Here is a 20,674-nt window from a genome sequence, read left to right as displayed (position 1 = left end):
CATGGGACCTGGGGGGCGGGTCATGACGCTCTTGCCCGAATGGTCGAGCCGGCCGGCGCAGGCGGAGCGGAGTGCTCGGGACCGAGTCGCCCTTGCTTTTCTTCATGGAGCCGGCGGTAGAGCTCGGAATGTTCGCGGGCGGAGTCGATATGACTCATGGGCGTTCGCATGGTTGTGTGCAGCCGTTCCCAGGCCGCAGGTTCGTTCAGGACCTCTATGAGCCGGTCGGCGAGATCCTGGGCGCTACCGGCGCGGAAATGCAGCCCATCTCTTCCGTCACGCACCTTTTCGGCCATGCCGCCGATATCGGAGCAGATGATCGGCCTGCGGTGGTGCAAGGCTTCCTGGATCACGACCGGCGAGTTTTCCCACCAGATGGACGGCAGCACGACCCAATCGACGGAGCGCATCAGCCGCGGCATGTCCGCGTTTTGATAGGCGCCATAGAAACGCACGCGCCGGCCGGCATCGTCGATGAGCTTCTTCACCCGCTCCTGGAAGTCGGCCGGCTGCCGCTCGAGATTGCCGCCGTAGATCATCAAGCAGGAGTCCTCGCCCCAGATTTCCTGCGGAACGCGCGACACCGCATCGATCAGGACGTCGACGCCCTTGAACGGCGTCATCTGCCCGAAATAAGCGAAGCGGTTGCGGCGTGCGACGCCCGCGGGCAGGTCGCGCACGGGCGCGGGTTCCTTGACGACAATGCCGTTCTCGATAACGGCAAGCTTCTCCGCCTCTAATCCCCATTCGACATACCGGGTCGCGAGAAACATGCTCGGGGAGACGAAGGCGTCGGCAAGGTCGAGCATTCCGCGCAGGAATTGTTCGCGCTTCAGGAAGCGTGAGACCGGGATGTCGGGGAAGCAGCCGTGACAGCTGATAGGCGAAGCCTTGTTGCAGAGCTGGCCCGACGGCCTCTTCACCATTTGTCCGTGGTTGTGGCAGATCGCTAGATATTCATGGAGCGTGACGACGATTAACGATCGGGGCAGGGCCTCGCGAATAGCATAGAGGGCCTCGAGCCCCATGCCTATCACGTGATGGAAGTGGACCACGTGAGGGGAGAGGTCGCCGACGAAACGCAGAAGGTCGCGCCGGATCGCCTCGGTATCGCCGTTGGACAGGAAGAAGTGGTCGTAGTCGTCGGCATGGAAGAGAACCTCGTCCACCGCCAGGCGCATGCTCATGAGCGCCGATGCACCATGGCGCGGAACGGGATGGCCGACGCGAGCAAGATAGATCGACTCGACGCCCGGCAGCGTGTTCAGGCCTTTGTGGAGGTTATGGGATGCAACCTCCGCTCCGCCCAGCGACATCGTCGGGTGGCCATGGGAGACGACAAGGACTCGAAGTCGCTCGCTCATGCGGAAACCCTTTCGAGGATGTTCTCTCGGTCCGCCAATGTCTCAGCCCACCGGGCGTCGAAGACGCCCTGATCGATCCGCGCCATCAGCGCGACCGTGCCCACGCTCGAGGCCTCGTCGGACCCCAGCATCTGGACCGATGGCAACCAATAGGATTCAATGCCGGAGCGGCCGAGTCTGAGGCCGAGATCCAGGCCCTTCTGTTGAGAGCCGAGATAACCGGCCGAAAAGCCTCCGGCCGCGAGAAGAGCCTCGCGGGGCATGATGCAGCATTCAAAGGAGGCCGCCGCGACCCGCGTCAGCTTCAGGCCGGTCAGGGCGCTCAGCGGATACCCTGCGTAGCGGCCTGAAAACGGGCGCTCGGACTCCGAGGCTGCCCAGCTTCCGGCCCAGCGAACGGAATGGTCCTCATAGGCAAGCGTTGGGGAGATGATGCTGCCCTTCAATCCCTCATGCGCCGCAACGAGCTTGCCGTACCAGCCGGCCCTGTGCGGCAGCAGCGAGCCGGCAAGCAGGACCACCGTATCGCTCGTCAGCGCCCGAGCACCGGCTTCCAGGAGGTCGTAGACGTCACCCGGCTCTTGCGCCGACGTCAATCTCAGCGACAGGCGGTAGAACTGCGCAAGTTGCTTGATCCGCCCGGACTGGCGGCGAAAACGCTCAGGAGGCAAGACGAGGGCGATGGGCGCGTGCCGGGTCTCGGGGTCGAGAGCGAGGAGCCCGAGGAAGGGAGCAATGTCTTCTTCTTCTTCGCTTTCCCCGGCGGCGATGACGATCGGCGGGCCGCCAGCCTGGTCGAACGGACCAGCATCGACGAGGATCCCGATGGCCGGCGAGGGGCGCTCGCAGGCGCACAGCAACGGCACGATCTGACCATCGATGACCTCCGGCAGCGCCCAGTCATCAGGGTCTACGGACCGGATCTGGCGAAGGGCCGCCGTACGGGCGGCAACCCGGACTGGCGAAAGCGGCATGAAGGCGCGACGGGAATCCTTGAGCGTCACCTCCAGATGGAGCGCTGCCGTGGCACCCAAGGCCTTGGTGGAGACGATGAAGCCGTGGCCATTGCTTTCGCGGCCGAACGCGTTTCGGAACACCGGGTCCTCGTTGAAAGCACCCGTCACATCGGACCGGTCGAGCCTGGTCCAACGATCGTCGAGCCGCGTCTCGGCGCGCCCGCCGCATAGCTTGACGCTTTGAACGTGGCCGTCCGGATCGAGCAACCAGCCCGAGATCAAGAGACCGCCGCCATCGACCTGGAAGGCATTGTCTATCCCCATCCGCACGGGCAGAGTAAGCGTGGAGACCGTCTCGCTGCCGTCGAAGCTGTTCGCGGCCGAGCGCAGGCGCAGGAGAACCTGGGGCGAGCTGTGCGTCTGGAGCAGCACGGCGCGGATATGGCCCGGCGTTTCCGTGGGACCGGCGAAGACCCTCTGCTCATGAACCCTCGCGTAGCGCCAGCCGGCGCGTCCGCGATAGACAAGCCCCTCTATGTCGCGCGCCCGAATCCTTTCGTTCGACGGCAGCAGACCGATGAAGCCCGCCGCTCCCTCCGGCGTGTCCGGACGGGAAAAGGTGGCCATTGCGCAGTCGGTGAGGAGGGACTGTTCTCCGCTCACGACCGTCCGGCACACGCCGGGCACGACATGGCGTCCCCATCCTTTGAGGAAAACCGCTCCATCGTGGCTCTCCCCAAGAAGCTCGATGAATCCGTCGCTGCCGTTTCGGGATTGCAACAGGGCGATGATCGCCGAGAGCCTTTGGCGCCCGATAGGCCCTTGCATGATGGCGTCCACGAGCGCATCCAGGGTGCCGGCCAATCGGGCCTCGGCGAGCTCCGCGAGGATCGCGACCGCATCGCCCAGCGAGACGGATCGAGGCGTGAAGACGTAGCGCCGGCCGCTTCCTTCGCCACCGAAGCGGACGGTCGTGAGCGGACGGCTGGTGCCATCCAACGGCAGCAGCGCCGCGAAACCGTGCGTCGCCGGCGCCAGGGGCGTCGGCAACTGCCAGCCGATGATCGAGGCGACCCAAGTGACGGCCGCATCGTCGTTGATTTCCGCCGGCAGTTCACCGGCCATGGGGCCGCCCGTGCCGATCACAAGCAGAAGCGCCTCATCGACGGGGCAGGCGACGACCCTGCCAGACCTCAGGAGCCTGGCGGCGGGCTGCGATGACAGGGGGAGCGTCTGTTCTGCACCGAGCATGTGCGTCGGCCCCCTCACGCACCGGTCAAGAGCGAGAGGAGAGCGCCCGCGGCAAATCCCACGAGAACGAAAAGCAAAAGCAGCACCGGCTTCAGCTCTCCGCTCGACTGCTTCTGCAAGGCGCTCAGGTTCTTTTCCATCGCCGCCACTACACCGTCGAGCCGCATCAGGTGGACGTCGAGATCGCTCAGCCGCTGGGTGATTTCCGTCCTGAGATTTGCGACGGCGTCGCCTATGGCGGCGACCCCGACCGCCCCAGCCTCGCTGCTCTCGTCATTCTGCGCCCGCAACATCGAACGCTGCGACACCTGCAATTGCCGCTGCGCCGCCATCAGCACGTCGAGCTTGTCGAGCACCTTTGCGAGCGGCGCGGCGATCAGGGCTTCGGCCGCCTGCTCGTCGGGGCGCGGGACACGAAGCTTCTGCTCGGTGCCGCGTCCGTCCAGCGCCATCACGACGAGATCGCCGGTGCGCGAGGCCGCCGCCTCCGGCAGCGCGATCTCGAAGGCGTGGCTGCCGTCGCCGATGCCGTTGCGCTTGAGATCGGGACGGCTGCGATCGGCGATCGCCTCTGCGATCACGTTGCCGTCGAGAAGCACGCGAATGGCCAGCCGCTGGTCCGGGGCCTGGGGGTCGTAGGCCCAGCCGAAGAGCCGGCCCTGGTCGATCGCATCGACGCGGCCATTCACGGGCTTTGTATTGTCCTGTTCCGGTGCGGCATTTGATTTCTCGGCGATTGAAGACATCGATTTCCCCCTATGCCGCCTCGATGCGCGTCGGCTCGATTGCATCGATCAGATCGAGATAGCGCCGGGCGGTCGTGTTGATGTCGTCGGGCGTGCGGGCGTTTGCTGAAAGCTGGCGCGCCAGCATCGGATCCTCCGCCATGCGGCGCATGGCGGAGGCCAGCGCGCGCGGATCGCCGGGTGCGACGGTCAGGCCGTTCACGCCGTCCTCTATCATCTCCGCCATGCCGCCAATGTTGCTGGCGATGACCGGCCGTCCTTGCGCCTGCGCCTCGCCAATGACGAGCGGCGCGTTTTCCCACCAGATCGAGGGTACAATCGTGAAATCGACCGCGGCGACATGTCCCGCGACGTCCTCGCGCCGGTAAGGACCTCGCTGCTGCACGAAGGGCGCCGTCTCTTTGAACAGACGTGCAATCTCGTCTGTAAAGCTCTCGCTCTGGAAAGGCGCGCCGCCATGGACGCGCAACTCGAATTCGAACTCCTCGGCAATGAGCTGTCGCGCCGCCTCGAGCAACACGGGCACGCCCTTCCAGGGATTGAGATTGCCGAAATAGCCGAAGACGGGGAGGTCTTTTCCATTGCGAGTTGTGCCCGCGGGCGCATCCCTGGGTGGCAGTCCGTTGGGGATGACGCTGATTGAATCTTCGGCGAGCCCCCACTCGATGAAGCGCTGCCTGAGGAACTGGCTTGGCGAGACGAAACGGTCCACAGAGTTCAGGAGCGATTTCAGGTGCCGCTCGCGAAGCACAAAGCGATCGAGTGCGACGTCCTTGAAGCAGGCGTGGCAGCGGTCGGGACTTGCTTTGTAGCAGAGCTCCTTTCCGCTCGTTCGCACCATCAGGCCGTCGTGATGGCAGATCGGATAATAATCGTGCAGCGTCATGACGATCCGGCAATCGGGCAATGTCCGACGCACGATGTGCGGGAACTCGGCGCCGATGAGGAGCAGATGATGGACATGGACCACATCCGGCCTGAAGTCGCGCAGCAGCTCCACGAGGTCCGGAACGACCCCATAGAGATCGATCTGGCTCATGAAAAAGCGATCGAAATGGCCGGACCACAGCAGCACTTCGTCTCCCGCCGGACCGATACCCTGGAAGCTCGTCCCGGGCCGCGCCTGGCGATGGATCTGGTTCGTGGCGCCGAGAAAGAGCGCCTCGCAACCGGCGCGCTGATAAGCCCGGAACAGGTCATGCGCGAAGATCTCGGTGCCTCCGGGGTGGAGGCTGGGATGGTTATGCGCCGCAACGAGGACACGCGGACTCACCGGCCGCCTCCGCGGTACTCGGCCACGAAGACATCCTGATAATGATCCGCATGTTGTCCGCGCCACGAGCCGAACGACTTCAAGGCGGTCGTGAGGCCGGCGCGGCGGAGTGCATTGTCGAGAAAGCCGTCATCGAAGCCCACCGCGGCAAGCGGCGGCAGTTCGGGGACGAACCAGCAGGGACCGTCGCCATCCCGTTGGAAGGCCAGACGCGTGTCGCGCCGGCCCGTCTCGTTCGTCGCGGCAACCGGGTCGACGACGAAGGCGGTCATGAACAGACGCCCGCCGGATTTGAGGAGCCTTCCGACCTCGCTCAGGTAAATGAGCACCTCATCCGGCGGCAGGTGGGTAACGACCGACGTCATGATGACGAAGTCGAAGTGCCGATCGGCATAGGGCAGCTTCAGCGCTTTGCCGCTGATCTTTCCCTTCGGATTATAGAGGTCATGCGCGATGTCGACCCTCTGGAAGGCGAAGTTGGGATAGGCCGGAGTGATGAAGCGACGGCACCAGGCAATGCCCCCTTCGACGGGGTCGATCCCGCTGTAGCGTCCTTTTTCGAGGTCGAGATATTGGGTGAGGGGGACAGCCATCCGGCCGATGCCGCAGCCGATGTCGAGCACGCGGCTTTCCGGCTGCAAGCCTCCCATCCGGATGAAGTGGCCGAGAAACTCGGCGCCGACCGCTTTGAAGTCGCCGTCGCCGACGAAGACGCTGTCGGGGGCTGGCTGCGGCAGAAAACGGTTGCGCTGGATGCTTTCGAGCAGCCACTGGACGCGATCCTCTTTAGCGGGCAGCGCCGTGGCGGTTGCGCTCTCGTTGCGAAGGGCCGTCTCGCTCATGCGGCGCTCCTGGCTGTGGCTTCGTCGCCGAACGAAACGATGGTTTCACTGCCAGTGCCGAGATAGGTCGTCATCAGCTTGTCGATGTCGTCGTTCCAGCGCTCCGTGTGCAGCCAGGCATTGTATTGGCTGGCGACGCCGCGCATGTAGTCCTGGCTGCGGCGGATCGACCGGCGCTCGAAATGGTAGAGGCAGGCCGAGGGCTCGTAAGCTATCTCGAGCCCGCTCCTGCGGATCTTCAGACAAAGATCGCTGTCCTCGTAATCGCCTATGACGTAATCCTCCGTGTATCCGCCGACGCGCTCATAAGTCTCCCTCCGCGTGACAAGGCAGGCACCCGTGACGCCTGGAACGCTCCGGGCAACCTGAGCCGGCGCGTAATCGCCGGGCATGCCCTTGTGGAAATGGTGGTTGAGCCAGACGTCGCGTCGGTCGCGGGCAAAGTAGAGCCCGGCATGCTGGAGCGAGCCGTCCTCGAAGATCAGCTTCGGCCCGATGGCGCCGACCTTCTTTCGTTGCAGCAGTGGCACCGTGAGCGCCTGAAGCCAGCCGGGTGCTGTGGGCACGACATCGGAATTGAGCATGACGAGGATCGAGCCGCGCGCGAAGCGGGCACCGGCGTTGCAGGCCCGCGCATAGCCGCCATTGCGGTTCATCACCACGAGCTTCATCGGCAGCCCGTGAAGGAGGTGCAGCCCTCCGAGCAGGTGCTCCGTCTCGTCCTGGATTTCTCGCGAATCGAGGACGTAAATGATCTCCGCGTTGCCGACGACCCAAGGGTCCGTCGCCATGCCGGAGAGTTGGAAGCGCAGGAAGTCGAGCACCCGGTAAAGCGGCACGACGATCGAGACCATGGGAGCCTTCTGCGGCAGACCGTAGTCCTTCGTGCGCTCGACCTTTATGGTCCTGCCCAATCTTTGCTCCACGTCCTCGATGGCTGGGGCAAGGATCGTGCGGAAGGCCTCGTCGACTGCGTGCTGCGGCGGGACGGCGCGTAGAATGCGGTTGCGCTGCGCTGTGGCCTCGAACGGTTGCGGCTTCGGCACGAGAGGCTTCACCGCGCCCGAAGCGAGCCGCATCTGGAAACGCGGCTGAAGGAGAGCGCCGAGCGGCTCGTTCAGCGGTAGCCAGGCCACGAAGCCGGTCACGTCGGTTTTGGCGCCCTCGTCTGCGCCGCGGGCCCAGGCGGGAAACTCGTACCAGTTCCCGTCGAGCGGCACTGCCGTGCCGTCCTCTTTCAGATAGTCGATTCCGGCGAGGATGGATGTGGGATCATGTAGCCAGCCGCCGGCAAGCAGGCCGCCTGAAAGCGCCAGCGCCAGATCGACCTCAGCGCTCGGGCGCATCGCGGACTTGCCGATCTGCCGCGCCGGCAGCGGCTGTCGAAGCTGTAGGTCGATCGCTGTCGCCGTGCCGCCCTCCGGCATTCCAGAGAGCCAGCGGACGACGAACTCGCGAAGCGTCGGTGCGACGCCGCGTTCGCCCCACCACTTCTGCAATGTCTGGTAGCGTGGATTAAGGGCGGACAGTTCGCGCAGCGCGATCCCCTTCTTTCCAAGGAAGACGAAGAGGAAAGGTTCACGCGTGCGGGGCGCTTCGATGATGAAATGACAGGGGCGCAGGTTCTGCTGCCGATCGGCGCCGACGAGAAATTGCGAAGCCAGTGGCAGAATGGAGCTCGCGCCGAGCGCGTAGACGGCGCTGATCTCGCCGAAATCGGGACTGATGGCGGTCTCGATCAGATGCCGGCCCTCGGCGATCGGGCACACGATATTGGCGGGTCGCGGCCGCGCTGTAAGCGCGTGAAGCGCATCCTCGACGGCACTGATGAAAAGCTGGTCCCTGGAAAGCCGGAAGGCGCTTCGCCAGGCAGTCAGCAGATTGTTCAGGAACTTGATGCAGCCCTGGGGTGAAAGATCGGCAAGCAGGGCGTCCACATCGAGAGGCCGGAGTGCACTTATGGGCGGCAGGACGAATGTTTGAAGGCGGGCGCCTTCAAGAGCGATCTGCGCTCGCTGCGGCTCCGTGCCCGGCCGCATGGCCCAAAGGATGCGCTGGCCGCCATCTGCAAGCGGAACCGTCGTACTGACAAGCGGAACCGGTTGCTCGCGCAAGACGAGCGTGTACTTGGCCGTGCCCGGCAGCTCGGCAGGAACATCCCAGATCAGGACGGCCACCTCGGAACTGAGCCGGAAGGCCTTTGCATTCTCGAAAATACCGTTGGCGCCCCTCGTGCGGTCGTCGAAACTCACACGCCACTCCTCTGGACTGCTGAAGGTGAAGGCACGCCCCGCGGGAGGAGGGCGGGGCGTACCGTTTCCGGCCAAGAGCGGGATGAGGAAGGGCGGTTTTCCGCGCGCATCCCGCGCCTCAGCCTATTAGTGAACCGTGAAATAGTTCTCGGGATGCGCCTGGATATCGTCGGCGTCGGCGTTCACCAGCGTCAGCGTGTCGCCATGGCCGAGGTCGATGACGACATTGCCGCCAACCTGGGTAATGCGCGAAGCGAGGTCCTCGGGCGAGGTGATGTCGAGACCATTGATGCCCTTGGAGATCTGCAGGACGTCTTCGCCGGGAGTAAAGTCGAGGATGACATCATTGCCGCCACCGCCGTCGAATACAAAGACGTCGCTGCCCTGACCACCGATCATGAGATCGTTGCCGGAGCCTGCATTGATAGTGTCGTTGCCGGCTCCACCCAGGAGCAGGTCGCTGCCCTGGCCGCCGACCAGGAAATCGTTGCCGTCGCCGCCGAGCAGGATGTCGTTGCCCCTGTCACCGTACAGGAGATCCGCACCGTCGCCGCCGAGCAGGATGTCGTTTCCGTTTTCGCCGTACAGAATGTCCGAGCCCTCGCCGCCAAGCAGCGTGTCGTTTCCGTTGCCGCCGAACAGCAAATCATCACCTTCGTCTCCGAAGACGATGTCGTTCCCGTTGCCTCCGTTGACGAAATCATCACCGCCATGGGCGCGGATGAAATCGTCGAAACGAGAGCCAAACAGGGCGTCGTCGTATGCGCCGCCTTCCAAAGTGGCCATCTGCTTCTCCTCTTCGTCGTTTGATGCATGCGTCATCGGCACGGAGCCGAGGATTGCGAGCTGGAGTGTGCACTGCAAAAAAACAGAAGGCAACAGAGGAGTCAAAAATAAATCTGCTTGTTTTTGCTATTATCTGCGTATTTCTGATACTGACTGCTAGATGTGATAATACTGGCACAATATATTTTTAGGAGTTATTGCTGTTGTAATGCGGGTAAATCATTTCAAAATTAAAAGTAAATTGTACGCCAGGTCGAATGCCGCTGTGCGGTTCCCCAAATTCGAATTGGTCTTAGGAAAATCAAGAAGAGCTAAAAAGACTGCGTACTCACTGCACACGTTCGATCTGACGCGCGGAGCTCTCGGGAGGACCGTTTTCAGTCCTCCCTGAAGGCGCGGTTGAAGCTCTCGGTGACCGGAGAGACCAGGTAGTCGATCGCCGAACGTGGCTTGTGCACGATCAGCACCTCGGCGGGCATGCCGGGATAGAGACGTATATCGGGGTTCGCGGCGAGGGACTTGGGGGCGATCTCGGCTCGCGCTACGAAATAGGCGACGTTGGACTTCTCGTCCACCGATTGGTCGGCCGCGATATAGGTGATCTTGCCGTCGAGCGGCAGGTGCGAGCGCTGGTTGTACGCGGTCAGGCGAATCTGCGTGTTGGAGCCGATGGTTATGCTGTCGATGTCGCGCGTGCTAACATGCATTTCCACGAGCAGCGGCTCATCTTCGGGCACGATGTCGAGCAGCGGCTGGCCGGGGGTCACGGCGCTGCCTGCTGTACGCAGCTGGATATTGGCGACGATGCCCGCCTGGGGGGAGCGGATCTCGAGGCGGCGAAGCACGTCCTTCGCAGCGATGATTCGCTCCTCGGCATCGGCAAGCTCGAGGCGGGCGGTGGTGATCTCGCCTGCGATCTCCGACTGGAAATCGCTGTCGATTCCCGTCAGCGCGAGCTCTGCGCCGGCCATGGCCTTCTGCGCCTGGGCCCTGTCGCCGGCAATTTCTCCACGCGTGGCGGCCAGTTCGCTGAGCCTTGCGTCAATCTCGATCAGCTTCGAGCGCTGGGCAAAGGCCTTGTCTACGAGGGTTGCGATTGCCGTCCGCTGCTCGTTCATGAGGTCGATCTGCCGATCGGTGGCCTGGAGCTGCGCGGCGAGCGATTTGGCTTTCTCCGAATATTCCTCGATGGTCTTGCGCTGGATCTCTACGCGGCCATTCTTCGCTTCGCGGCGCTTCTCGAAGAAGGACGTTTCCGCTGTAATCGCGTCGGCGGCGGCCTCGCCGGCGAAATCGGCAGGAAAACTGATATCCTGTGCTCCCGCCTGTTCGGCTCTGAGGCGTGCCAATTTGGCGATCAGGCCGACGCGCCGGCTTTCGAGCGCCTGCAGGTCGGAGCGGGCACGCGTGTCCTCTAGCTTGATCAGGAGCTGACCGGCGGCGACATGGTCGCCCTCCTGGACCAGAAGGCGGCTAAGGACGCCACCCTCGAAATGGCTGACCGTCTTGCGCTTGGAATCGACGACGACGGTGCCACTGGTGACCGAGGCGCTGCTGAGTTCCGTCGAAAACGCCCAGCCGAAAAATCCGCCGAAAGCAACGAGGATCGTTGCCAAGCCGGCTATGACGAGGCGCCGGATGGGCGAATGCATGCCCGTCTCCGAGAAGTCGAGCTCCGTGGGGCCCGTGCTCGGCGGCGGTGCCGCGCTCACCGGCAGGCGCTGCTCTCGGTCTTCGGTCGTGACGAGGGGCTGCACATCGACGCGTGCCGGAAGGATCGTTTCGGTCGTCATCATGCGGTTCCTTCGCGACGCGTTTCGCCGGGGATCATAGAGGCCACCACGTCCGTGCGCGGGCCGAACTGGGTGATGCGGCCGCCTTCCAGCACCAGCAATTTGTCGGCGACCTGCATGATGGCCGGTCGATGCGCGATGAGGATGACGATGGAGCCATCCCGGCGCGCCTCTTCGACCGCGCGGATGAGGGCGCGTTCGCCGATCGCATCGAGATTGGCATTGGGTTCGTCGAGCACGAGCAGGCGCGGCCGGCCGTAAAGGCAGCGGGCCAGCGCGATCCGCTGTCGCTGACCGCCGGACAGGGTCAGTTGACCCTCGCCGACCGGCGTATCGTAACCGAGCGGCAGGCGTCCGATCATGTCATGGACATCGGCGCGGCGCGAAGCCTCGAGCACCTTGTAGGGATCGCTTTCCTCCATGCGGGCGATGTTTTCGCGGATCGTTCCCTCAAGAAGAGAAACCGACTGCGGCAGATAGCCCGCGACCCGGCCGAAGGAACTGCGCTCCCACAGATAGACGTTGTTGCCGTCCAGGAAGACGCCGCCCGCCGTGGGCTTGAGAATGCCGACGAGGAGCCGCGCCAAGGTGGATTTGCCGGCGGCGGAAGGACCGACGACGCCCAGCACCTCGCCGGGCGCGAGCGAGAAGGAGATGCCTTTGATGATCGGCACGTCCAGGCCGGGTGCGGCGTAAACCAATTTGTCGACGACCAGATCTCCTTGCGAGTGCGGCGTCGGCATCGTCTGGCGGACTGCGAGATCCTCTTTCAGAGCCGCCTCGATCCGCCGCCAGCCAGCGATCGCGAGCACCCATTGCCGCCAGTTCTCGATAACGGAATCGAACGGCAGCAGAAGGCGGCCGACCAGGATAGTCGTCGCCATCATCGCGCCGGGCGAGATTTCCTGTTTCATCACGAGGTAAGCGCCGGCGCCGAGCGACGCGACCTGTATGGCAAAGCGCAGGCAACGGGTGATGGAGGCCATCGCCCTCGCCCGGGTGCCGCTGGCCTCAAGCACGCCCAATGCGTGTAGCTGCGCGTCGCGCCACTTATTGGCGAGCGCCGGCAGCATGCCCATCGCTTCGATGGCCTCGGCGTGACGTAATGTCGCACCTATTTTCGACACTGCCTCAATATTCGCCTGGCTTGCCTCTTTCATGAGCTGGCGCGTCAAGAGGTCGTTCATGAGGCCGCAGCACAGGAGCACCACCACGGAGACCGCGCCAATCAACCCGAAGACGGGATGCAGCAGAAAGAGAACGCCCAGAAAAATCGGCGACCAGGCGGCGTCGAGAGGGGCGCTGACGGCCGACGAGGTAAGAAAACCGCGCAGCTCGGTCAGGTCCCGCAGCGACTGCGTCGCCCTGGTCAGCCCCTGGTCGGCCGAGGCCTGCACCGCGGCGGTGAGGACCGGCAGGTTCAGCCAGCGCACGATTGCACTGCCCATAGCCTGGAAAGTGAGGGCGCGGATGAAATCGAGCACGCCCAGAATGGCCAGCGCGCCGAGTGCAAGGATCGTCAGCATGACGAGCGAGTCCATGCTCTGGCTGTTCAAGACTCTGTCATGCACCTGCATCATATAGAGCGGCATGGTGAGCTGAAGGAGGTTGATACAGGCGCTGAGCAGAGCTGCATAAAGAAGCGTCACGACGAACACCCGCCGCGCCCGCAAAACGAGCAGACCCGGGTCCATTGTTCCATTTTGCGTCGGTGTTGGCCGGATTGGGCCCTTGCCATTCATGTTGTTTCGAACAGTATCACGCATGGGTGGCTTTTCTGGCTATAACGCGTTGGCGGGTGGGCTGAGCGATTTTGGTTCAGATTCACTCAAATCACAGTATTGCTGGGATGAGTGTGACACAATAAAGGTCTGTTGCTCAAGACCGGGCAATTCGGGGGTGGGGCGCCAAGAAATTTACTTCAAGTTTTGAAGTAAATTCCCGAATTTGAAAGTAAATTCCCCAATGGAGAGAGGGATGAATCATAGGATTCTCTATCCGTTCGCAGATTTCGGAGACGCTGTAGTAGTCCAGCCCGGGCGTGAGGCGGTCAGGAATGCCCCTAGGCACCCTGAGAGCGATCGGGACGGAGACGACGCGCTGGTGACGTATTTCGAACTCGCCCGCGTGATGGAGCGTGCAAGCCGACGCTTCTCCGGGCTGTTGCGCACGGAGCTGACGAAGCTCGGCGTGGACGACATCGGGTCCGCCCAAGCGATGGTGCTTCTCGCAATCGGCGACGCGGAGCTTTCGGTAGGCGAGCTTTTGGACCGCGGTCACTATGTGGGTTCCAATGTCTCCTATTACCTGAAGCAGCTCGCCGACGGGGACTATATCGATCGAATCGCTTCGCAGCGCGACAAGCGCTCAGCTCGCATCAGGCTCTCGGAGAAGGGAAAGCAGCTCTGCAAGAGCCTGCGGGAAGCGGCGAAATCCTATGAACGCGCCCTCAGCCATGGCGAGCAGGACCGGCGCAATCTCGAAACCGCCTTCCAGACCCTGCACCGGCTCGAAATGGTTTGGGGCAGTGCCGCCCGCTACGGCATTTGATACCCCAGAAGTGATTCCTCAGGTTGGCGATCGGCTAGGAACATGCATGTAGCGTTTGTACACCGTCGCGGTTTCGGTCAGTTCGCCGCCCTGGCTTCCCATTTGGCTGTTGCCGGAAACGAGGTGACCCTCGTGACGGAGACAGTGGATCAGAAGATCCCTTCCGTGAGGGTCGTTCGGCATCGTGCCGAGCCCGGCCCCAGGGCGCATCCGCAAATGGCGCGGCATCTCGGCGTTCCCGATCATCATGTGCGGATCGGCCATCGGGTTGCGGAGACCTTCGACGCCATGGCGCGCCTTGGCCAGGTCCCGGACATCGTTCTCGGCCATATCGGCTGGGGCAGCATGATGTTCATCAAGGACGTGCTGCCGCGCGTGCCCACACTCGGCTATTGCGAGTTCTTCTATCGGGCAGAAGGGGCGGATATCGGTTTCGCCCCCGACAACCAGCCCGATTCGGAGACCCGCAAGAGATTGCGTCTTCGCAACATCGCGCAGCTCCTGTCGCTCGAGGCGATGGACGGAGGCATCAGCCCGACCAATTGGCAGCGAAGCCTCTATCCGGCCGATGTGCGGGAGCGCATCGCCGTCTGCCACGAGGGCGTGGACACGCGGCGCTTCCGCCCCGATCCGGCCGCTTCGCTGAAGCTTCCGGATGGGCGCGTGCTCAAGGCGGGCGATCCCCCGATCGTCACATTCGTCGCGCGCGATCTCGAGCCGTATCGGGGATTTCCACAGGCGCTGGAGGCCGCTGCCAAGGTCGTTCGGCGACACCCCGACGCGCTGTTCGTCTTCGTCGGCGGCGACGGCGTGAGCTACGGCGCGCCGCCCCCCGGCGGAGGTTCCTGGAAAGATCACCTCCTCGAATCGCTGGACGTCCCGCGCGAGCGGCTCATTTTTCCCGGCGTCGTGCCACATTCGGTGCTCCGTCAGCTCTTCCAGATCTCCGCGGCTCACTTGTACCTCACCTATCCTTTCGTGCTGTCCTGGTCGGTGCTGGAGGCAATGGCTTGCGGTGCGCTGGTCATCGGATCGGATACCGCCCCGGTCCAGGAGGTCATCCGCTCGGGCCGCAACGGCCTCCTAATCCCGTTCTTCGATACGGACGCGCTCGCCGAGTCCATTCTCGCGGTCCTGGCGCGGCCCGATGATTTCCGCGAGCTGCGAACTGCAGCGCGCAGGACGGTCGAGCAACGGTTCCGACTGGACGATTGTATCGCGCGTCAATCGACGCTGATCAGAAATATTGTCGGCCAAGTTGCACTATCAACGAAAGAAGCGCAGCTTGCGTGATTATTGCTTCTATTTTTGAAGTATAATTTTATATCAGAACCCCACAATTTTATAATTGTGCACTGCAGAAATCATAGATATAGTTTTTTGACGATGAGGGATCCAGGGCGACTTATTTATTCGCCGGCAAATTCATCTCCTTATAATTCGATTTCTTCTGAGGTCGCTGCGTGCAAGAGTTGATGTCTTCTAGCGTAAGGCAATCGCCCGCGAAGCGAAGGCTGGTTGTGGCATCTGATCGGGACCGGGCAAATGTCGAGGGGAGCGACATCGAGCATCTGGTCCATTTCCTTGAGACGGGTACAAGCTCTCAAACTCCACTGCAAAACGCGTTCCCGCTTGTAGGGCTCGCCTTCTCCGATGAGGGCGAGGCCGAGTTGAGGGTGGGGCTTGCCGCCGTCAATGCGCTTGGAACCGTCCCCGAGGTGCCTATTCAACGGGTTGACCTGGGCAGCAAAGCGGAGAGCTTGGCGCTCGTCCGCACCTTGGTCGAGGGCGGCGTCGGGCGGCTTGCCCGTTTCACCACGTCGGTCACTTCCGAGGTTGCCATTCTCAGACGCGAGCGCGAGGCTCTGCTCGAGAACTACCGGGCACTCGAAGACGCGTTCCAGGCGCGAAACTGGGAGCCGGTCACCGAGATCTTCGCGCACGATCCTTATGTCGATCCGAAGGACGAGGGAATAGGGCAACTCCTGGCAACCGGCTATGTCGAACAGCTCCTGCCGGTCTCAAGCCACGGTGTCGCCGGCGTCGCGCTTCATCTCAATTCCGTTCCGAGGGAAGGCGGCGAGCTGAGCGTCATGCTGAGCTATGTCGAGAACGGCGAAGGCGTGGCCGAGTGGACCGTGCCCTACGCGCAGCTTGCCGGCGGCTGGAATTTCTTCGCGCTGCCGCGGACCTGCGGAGGCGGGGCGAGGACGCTCAGGCTCCGGGTCTCCACGACGGGCGCGGAAACGGTAGGGCTTTCGCTCGGCTATCCGATCGCCAGCGAGCGCTACACGGCGCGATCGGAGACCCCTCATGCCGACCTCGATCTGCGCCCCCTGGCGTTCCGGGTTTATACCGGGTTGCCGGGTGTCAGGCCGACCCGGATGCCCAACATGATCGCTCCAACCGCTCTGCTCGACGGCCATTTCATCGAGGACTACCGCCTGGCGGTCGATCTTTTGAGCCAGATCGTCGACGTCTCGGTTACCCCGATTGTCCCGGAGTTCCAGACCGTTCGCTTCCTCGAGCACGAGCATGCCGTTGTGTGCCATCCGCTGGCGAGCGGCATTTCGGCCGGCACCATCGGCCGCGCGGTAGAGCCCGGCACCATATCCTTCTCGGCGAGCGCCATAATCGACCATCCGAAGGGTGCGCCTGCGGCAGTAAGCTTTCTGCTCGCGCCGGCCAATTCGAATGCGCGCTCTGAGGTGGCCGAACTCGCGCGCAAGGGTTCCGCCAAGCCTTCGGCGTTCTTCAGCGGATGGCGTGAAGTGACTGCCGAGCAGGCCGTCAACATCAACTTTCAACTGGACGAGCCGGTGCGCGCGCCGATGGATCTGATGATTCTCAGCCGCGCCGTGACGGATTCCGTCGATTTCTCCTGGCTCAAGGTTTCCGGCTTCCGCCTGGTGAAGCAGTCCGGAGGGACATCCCATGTCCGCTAGCAAGGAAACTCCGGATCTGATCGCGGTCGCCATGCCGCTCTACGGCCATGCCGCACTCGTCCTGGAGGCGATCGAGTCCGTGCTCGCCTCTACTGTTTCGACGTGCAGGATTGCGATCGTCGTATCCGTGGACGGCGATCCGCGACAGGAGACCTTCGACCAATTGCTGCTCTATGCCGCCGCCCATCCAGCGGTTCATGTGCTCTTCGGAGCGAATGCCGGACCGGGTGGGGCGCGCAACCGCGCGATCGACTATGTGCTCGAAAACCTGCCGGAAGCGCGCGCCGTCTATTTTCTCGACGCCGACAACCGCGTCCTGCCCGGCACGATCGAGACGCTCTACGGGCAGCTCACCGAGAGCGGCTGCGGCTGGGTCTACACCAATATAGACACCTTCTCGGTGAGCTGGCGCGCCCATTACGGCAATCGCTATTCGCGGCTCGTCCACTGCATCACGGATAATATCTGCGACACGGGCTCGATGATCTCGATCGACGTGTTCCGGGCAGGCGTCCGTTTCAACGACGACAGGCAGAACGGCTTCGAGGATTGGGAATTCTGGCTGTCGTGCATAGAACATGGCTTCGTCGGCACGCCGTGCCACGACACGACCTTCGAATACCGGCTTCGGGCGGAGAGCCGATTCAAGGAGGCGAACCGGGACCGTGCCGCCTCGGTAAGCTTCCTCAGAAAGCGCCATCGGGCTCTGTTCCAGCGTCCGATGCTCGTCGATTTCGAGCATGAGGAATGCCCCCGTTATCTCTTCGCGCGAACGGAAGATGCCGCCATTTCGTTCTTCACCGATCCCACCAAGCCGCCGAAGAGGCTTCGTCTCGACGATATCATTCCGGCGTTCTGGGCAAGCATCGGCGAGCCGGACAACGTCCACTTCCCGCCCTTCCTGGTGGCCGGAAGCGGCGCGACGCTCGACCTGCTTCTGCGCTCCCGCATGCTGCCGAACGTACTCTCGCATCTTGAGCGCCTGAGCGACAAGGCCAACGTCGTTTTCGTCCAGCTCGGCAACGATGCCACGCAGCGCAAGATCGAGCCGGTCTTCCATGAGGCCGGTGCGCATGTGGGGCATGCCGATCTTATCTTCCTTTCGACCTCGCTCGTGCGCGACGTGATCCACAACAACGCCCTCGATTGGTTCGCGTCGATCGGCAACCAGCAGGTCTGGCCCACATCGGCCGTGCTCAAGGTGCGCTTCCCGTTTCCGCGAACCCTGCCGCGCCGCTCGCTCATCACGCCCCAGCAGGTGATGATCAATTGCGTCAACGCCATCGCGACGAGCCCGCTGAGGCGCACGGCCGGCAGGCGCTGGACCTGGCGCCCGGCGCGGCTGGTTCCCTACTCGGAGCTCCACAAGGCGCTCCGCCACGAGCTCGGCGGCTCGCCCGTCCTGCCGCTCGGCCATAGCGAGGGGGCCAAGCGAACGGCGGCGCTGCTCGTTCCCAACGCCTCCTTCGGCGGAGCCGAGAAGGTCGTCTACGCGGCGGCGCGCGAACTGAAGGCGGCCGGATACGAGACCCATCTGTTCGTGCTCGGGACGTCCAGAATGGACGTGATAGACGAGTTCGATCAGAGCTTCGACTACATTCACTTCTGGGATCAGGGCATCCCCGCCTGGGGCGGCTCGGGCTCGTTCCTCGGGCAGGACTTCATTGCAGAAGGTCATGAGGTCGATTGGGCGGCGCTCAAAGGTCAACTGTCCGGCTTTGACCTCATCATCAACAATCACGTCATGGCCGTGCACCCGCTCATCGCGCGGCTGCGCTCCGAAGGAACACGCACCGCCTGCTACCTTCACGTCGTGGACAATACGCATTTCAAGCGGCCTGCCGGCCAGCCATTTGCCGCGATTGCCCATGAGCATTGCTACGACGCTTTCCTCACCTGCTCGGAGCAGCTCAAGATCTATCTGCACAGCTTCGGCGTACCGCATGAGAAGGTCTTCGCCGTTCCCAACGGCGCGAGCTTTTCCGTGCCGCCCAAGGTATTGGCCGAGGTCCTGTCGGTCAGACGGATCGAGCGCAAGGACGACCGGCTTCGCGTCCTCTATATGGGCCGGCTCGATCAGCAGAAGGGTATCGACCGGCTGGCCGCGGCAATCGCCGAGCTGCGCGCCTCGGGCGTGGCGTTCGACGCACGCGCGATCGGCGGCGAAATCCTCGCGGATGCCACCATCTCGTGGACGGATCGGCTGAGGGATCTCGGTGTCGAGGTGCGGCCGCCCGTCTTTGCAAGCAAGGATCTGATCAAGGCGCTCGGTTGGGCGGACGTGCTCCTCATGCCCTCGCGATGGGAGGGCGCTCCTCTGATGATCGCGGAGGCGCAGCAGCTCGGCTGCGTTCCGATCGCCACGGCGGTCGGAGCCGTCGACGAGCTCATAACCGATGGCGAGGACGGTATCCTGATCGACGCCTCCGCCGATCCGCAGGTGGTGCGGGGCATGGCGAAGGTCATCGAAGAGGTGGCCCATAATCGCCAGAAGCTCGCACCGCTCATGGAGGGGTGCTTGAGAACGGCGGCCCGCCGCTCGTGGACATCCTCCTTTTCTGAGTTCCTCGGCTGGTGCGACCGCTCAGTGAACAATTCATCGCTCTCGCGCGCCAAGGTTATTCGCGGCTGCGAGATATCCAATCCCGAAGTTGCGGCAGTGGGCTGACAGGTTCCCGCCGATGTCAAAGAGAAGGATCTAGTGCATGCGTCCAAGAATCCTCGTGACGGGAATTCCTGGTCATTACACGCGCCTTGCCAACGGCGCCCACGGCTTGTCGGTTTCCTATTCGGAGCGGCAGAAGCAGCCCGAGACGAAGGAGGAGTTTCTTCAGGAGCTTCGCAACATCAGCAATACCGGGAACTATCTGATCGGCGAGGGGGCGTTGCGCGCGATCGCGCCGCATGCCAAGCAGGTGCCGTTCTGGCACCTCTACAATTGCAGCAAGAACGGAGTGGGGCTCGAGGAATTCAACGCCAATTTCGATATCTGCGTTTTCACCTGCGCCAATCTGCTGCGCAAGGGCCTCTCTGCGGACGCTGAGGCGGAAGTGCTGGGCAAACTCAAGATGCCGATCGTCATGCTCGGTATCGGCCTCCAGAACCGCCGCGACCTCGAGAACAGCCTGCCGGAGGGGACTAAGCGACTCCTCGACGTCCTGAAGGAGCGTGAACACTATTTCTTGACGCGCGGATTCGAGACGGCGGGCTTCCTCAAGGACCAGGGCTTTTCCTACGTCCAGCCGACCGGCTGCCCGTCCATCTATTTCATGCCGCACAACATGCGCGCATCGCTGAAGAAGCTGCCGAAAGTCGAGGTGGGCAAGGCGCGCACCATCTTCTCCGGTTATCTCGGCGCAAACCACGATTGCATCGTCGACGCCGCGGCGCTGGCGCCTGAGGGTTCGCGCCCCCAGTACGTGATCCAGGACGAGTTCCTCCACTTCGACATGAACGTGGAGGCGAATGGCGACGGGCGCGTCTACGATTCCGCCTCCGGCACCATGCTCGGCGAGCTGAGCTATCCCGGTACCGAGCGGCTGAAAACGCCATTCGACGTTCGCACCTTCTTCGACACGAACCAGTGGCGCGCCTGGGCCTCGTCCATGGACTTCAACTTCGGCCGGCGTTTCCACGGCTCGATCATTGCCATGCAGGCGGGCGTGCCGAGCCTGATGGTGGCGGTTGACGACCGAATGCGCGAGATGTTGGGCTACACGGGCCTGCCGGCAATCGATGTCGTTGACGTCGACAAGGCGGAAAACAGGGCCGAATTCGTTGCCGATCACCTCGCCGGGCTGAATGCGTCGGAACTTGTCGACAGGTATTCCGATCGCGAGCGCACGTTCCGCTCCGCTCTACGCGAGATCGGCATCGGGCATTAGTCGTTCGTCAAACGTTTGCTGGTCTCGCACTC

14 protein-coding genes are annotated in these 20,674 nt (G+C 63.1%); 5 read left to right on the top strand and 9 right to left on the bottom strand.

The window, feature by feature from the left end; translation table 11 throughout:
* Window positions 1-20 precede the first annotated feature (20 nt).
* The 9 genes from AYK65_RS28445 to AYK65_RS28405 form a co-directional block, all read right to left on the bottom strand.
* Complete coding sequence (locus tag AYK65_RS28445; RefSeq protein WP_081162606.1) at window positions 21-1,364, bottom strand: glycosyltransferase family 4 protein; 1,344 nt, start codon at window positions 1,362-1,364, stop codon at window positions 21-23.
* Window positions 1,361-3,571: a hypothetical protein gene (locus tag AYK65_RS28440; RefSeq protein ID WP_081162603.1), complete on the bottom strand. Its 2,211-nt coding sequence runs from the start codon at window positions 3,569-3,571 to the stop codon at window positions 1,361-1,363. Before AYK65_RS28440 ends, AYK65_RS28445 begins: the two co-directional genes overlap by 4 nt.
* A gap of 14 nt (window positions 3,572-3,585) precedes the next feature.
* Complete coding sequence (locus AYK65_RS28435; protein WP_046116786.1) at window positions 3,586-4,317, bottom strand: hypothetical protein; 732 nt, start codon at window positions 4,315-4,317, stop codon at window positions 3,586-3,588.
* Window positions 4,318-4,327: 10 nt separating this feature from the next.
* Window positions 4,328-5,590: a glycosyltransferase family 4 protein gene (locus AYK65_RS28430; protein WP_081162600.1), complete on the bottom strand. Its 1,263-nt coding sequence runs from the start codon at window positions 5,588-5,590 to the stop codon at window positions 4,328-4,330.
* On the bottom strand, window positions 5,587-6,432 hold the full coding sequence (locus AYK65_RS28425) for a class I SAM-dependent methyltransferase (RefSeq protein ID WP_081162597.1): 846 nt from the start codon (window positions 6,430-6,432) through the stop codon (window positions 5,587-5,589). Before AYK65_RS28425 ends, AYK65_RS28430 begins: the two co-directional genes overlap by 4 nt.
* On the bottom strand, window positions 6,429-8,684 hold the full coding sequence (locus AYK65_RS28420; RefSeq protein WP_081162594.1) for a glycosyltransferase family 2 protein: 2,256 nt from the start codon (window positions 8,682-8,684) through the stop codon (window positions 6,429-6,431). The genes AYK65_RS28425 and AYK65_RS28420 overlap by 4 nt, the downstream gene beginning before the upstream one ends.
* A gap of 126 nt (window positions 8,685-8,810) precedes the next feature.
* Window positions 8,811-9,470 (bottom strand): calcium-binding protein, encoded by a 660-nt coding sequence (locus AYK65_RS28415; RefSeq protein ID WP_026615158.1) that lies wholly within the window; start codon window positions 9,468-9,470, stop codon window positions 8,811-8,813.
* Window positions 9,471-9,847: 377 nt separating this feature from the next.
* Window positions 9,848-11,263 carry an HlyD family type I secretion periplasmic adaptor subunit gene (locus tag AYK65_RS28410; protein ID WP_081162710.1) on the bottom strand — a complete coding sequence of 472 codons (1,416 nt, stop codon included), beginning with the start codon at window positions 11,261-11,263 and terminating at the stop codon, window positions 9,848-9,850.
* Complete coding sequence (locus AYK65_RS28405; RefSeq protein WP_081162591.1) at window positions 11,263-13,029, bottom strand: type I secretion system permease/ATPase; 1,767 nt, start codon at window positions 13,027-13,029, stop codon at window positions 11,263-11,265. The genes AYK65_RS28410 and AYK65_RS28405 overlap by 1 nt, the downstream gene beginning before the upstream one ends.
* Window positions 13,030-13,240: 211 nt before the next feature.
* On the opposite strand from AYK65_RS28405, the gene AYK65_RS28400 reads away from it, so the two are divergent.
* From AYK65_RS28400 to AYK65_RS28380, 5 genes are all read left to right on the top strand, one after another.
* Window positions 13,241-13,813 (top strand): MarR family transcriptional regulator, encoded by a 573-nt coding sequence (locus AYK65_RS28400; RefSeq protein ID WP_026615155.1) that lies wholly within the window; start codon window positions 13,241-13,243, stop codon window positions 13,811-13,813.
* A gap of 42 nt (window positions 13,814-13,855) precedes the next feature.
* The gene (locus AYK65_RS28395) at window positions 13,856-15,106 is read left to right on the top strand and encodes a glycosyltransferase family 4 protein (protein WP_081162587.1); all 1,251 of its coding nucleotides are present in this window, start codon (window positions 13,856-13,858) and stop codon (window positions 15,104-15,106) included.
* 182 nt (window positions 15,107-15,288) lie between these two features.
* Entirely contained in the window at window positions 15,289-16,758 is a 1,470-nt protein-coding gene (locus tag AYK65_RS28390) for a DUF6212 domain-containing protein (protein ID WP_139793376.1), read from the top strand.
* Window positions 16,748-19,426, top strand: coding sequence for a glycosyltransferase (locus AYK65_RS28385; protein ID WP_081162584.1), 2,679 nt, complete (start codon window positions 16,748-16,750; stop codon window positions 19,424-19,426). The genes AYK65_RS28390 and AYK65_RS28385 overlap by 11 nt, the downstream gene beginning before the upstream one ends.
* Before the next feature lie 37 nt (window positions 19,427-19,463).
* Complete coding sequence (locus AYK65_RS28380; protein ID WP_046116778.1) at window positions 19,464-20,642, top strand: polysaccharide pyruvyl transferase family protein; 1,179 nt, start codon at window positions 19,464-19,466, stop codon at window positions 20,640-20,642.
* Window positions 20,643-20,674 lie beyond the last annotated feature (32 nt).

The sequence above is a fragment of the Ensifer aridi genome (assembly GCF_002078505.1).
GTDB classification, from domain to species: domain Bacteria; phylum Pseudomonadota; class Alphaproteobacteria; order Rhizobiales; family Rhizobiaceae; genus Sinorhizobium; species Sinorhizobium aridi.
The sequence above is the reverse complement of the archived record's forward strand: the minus strand, read 5'-3'. Positions and strand labels throughout refer to the sequence as shown.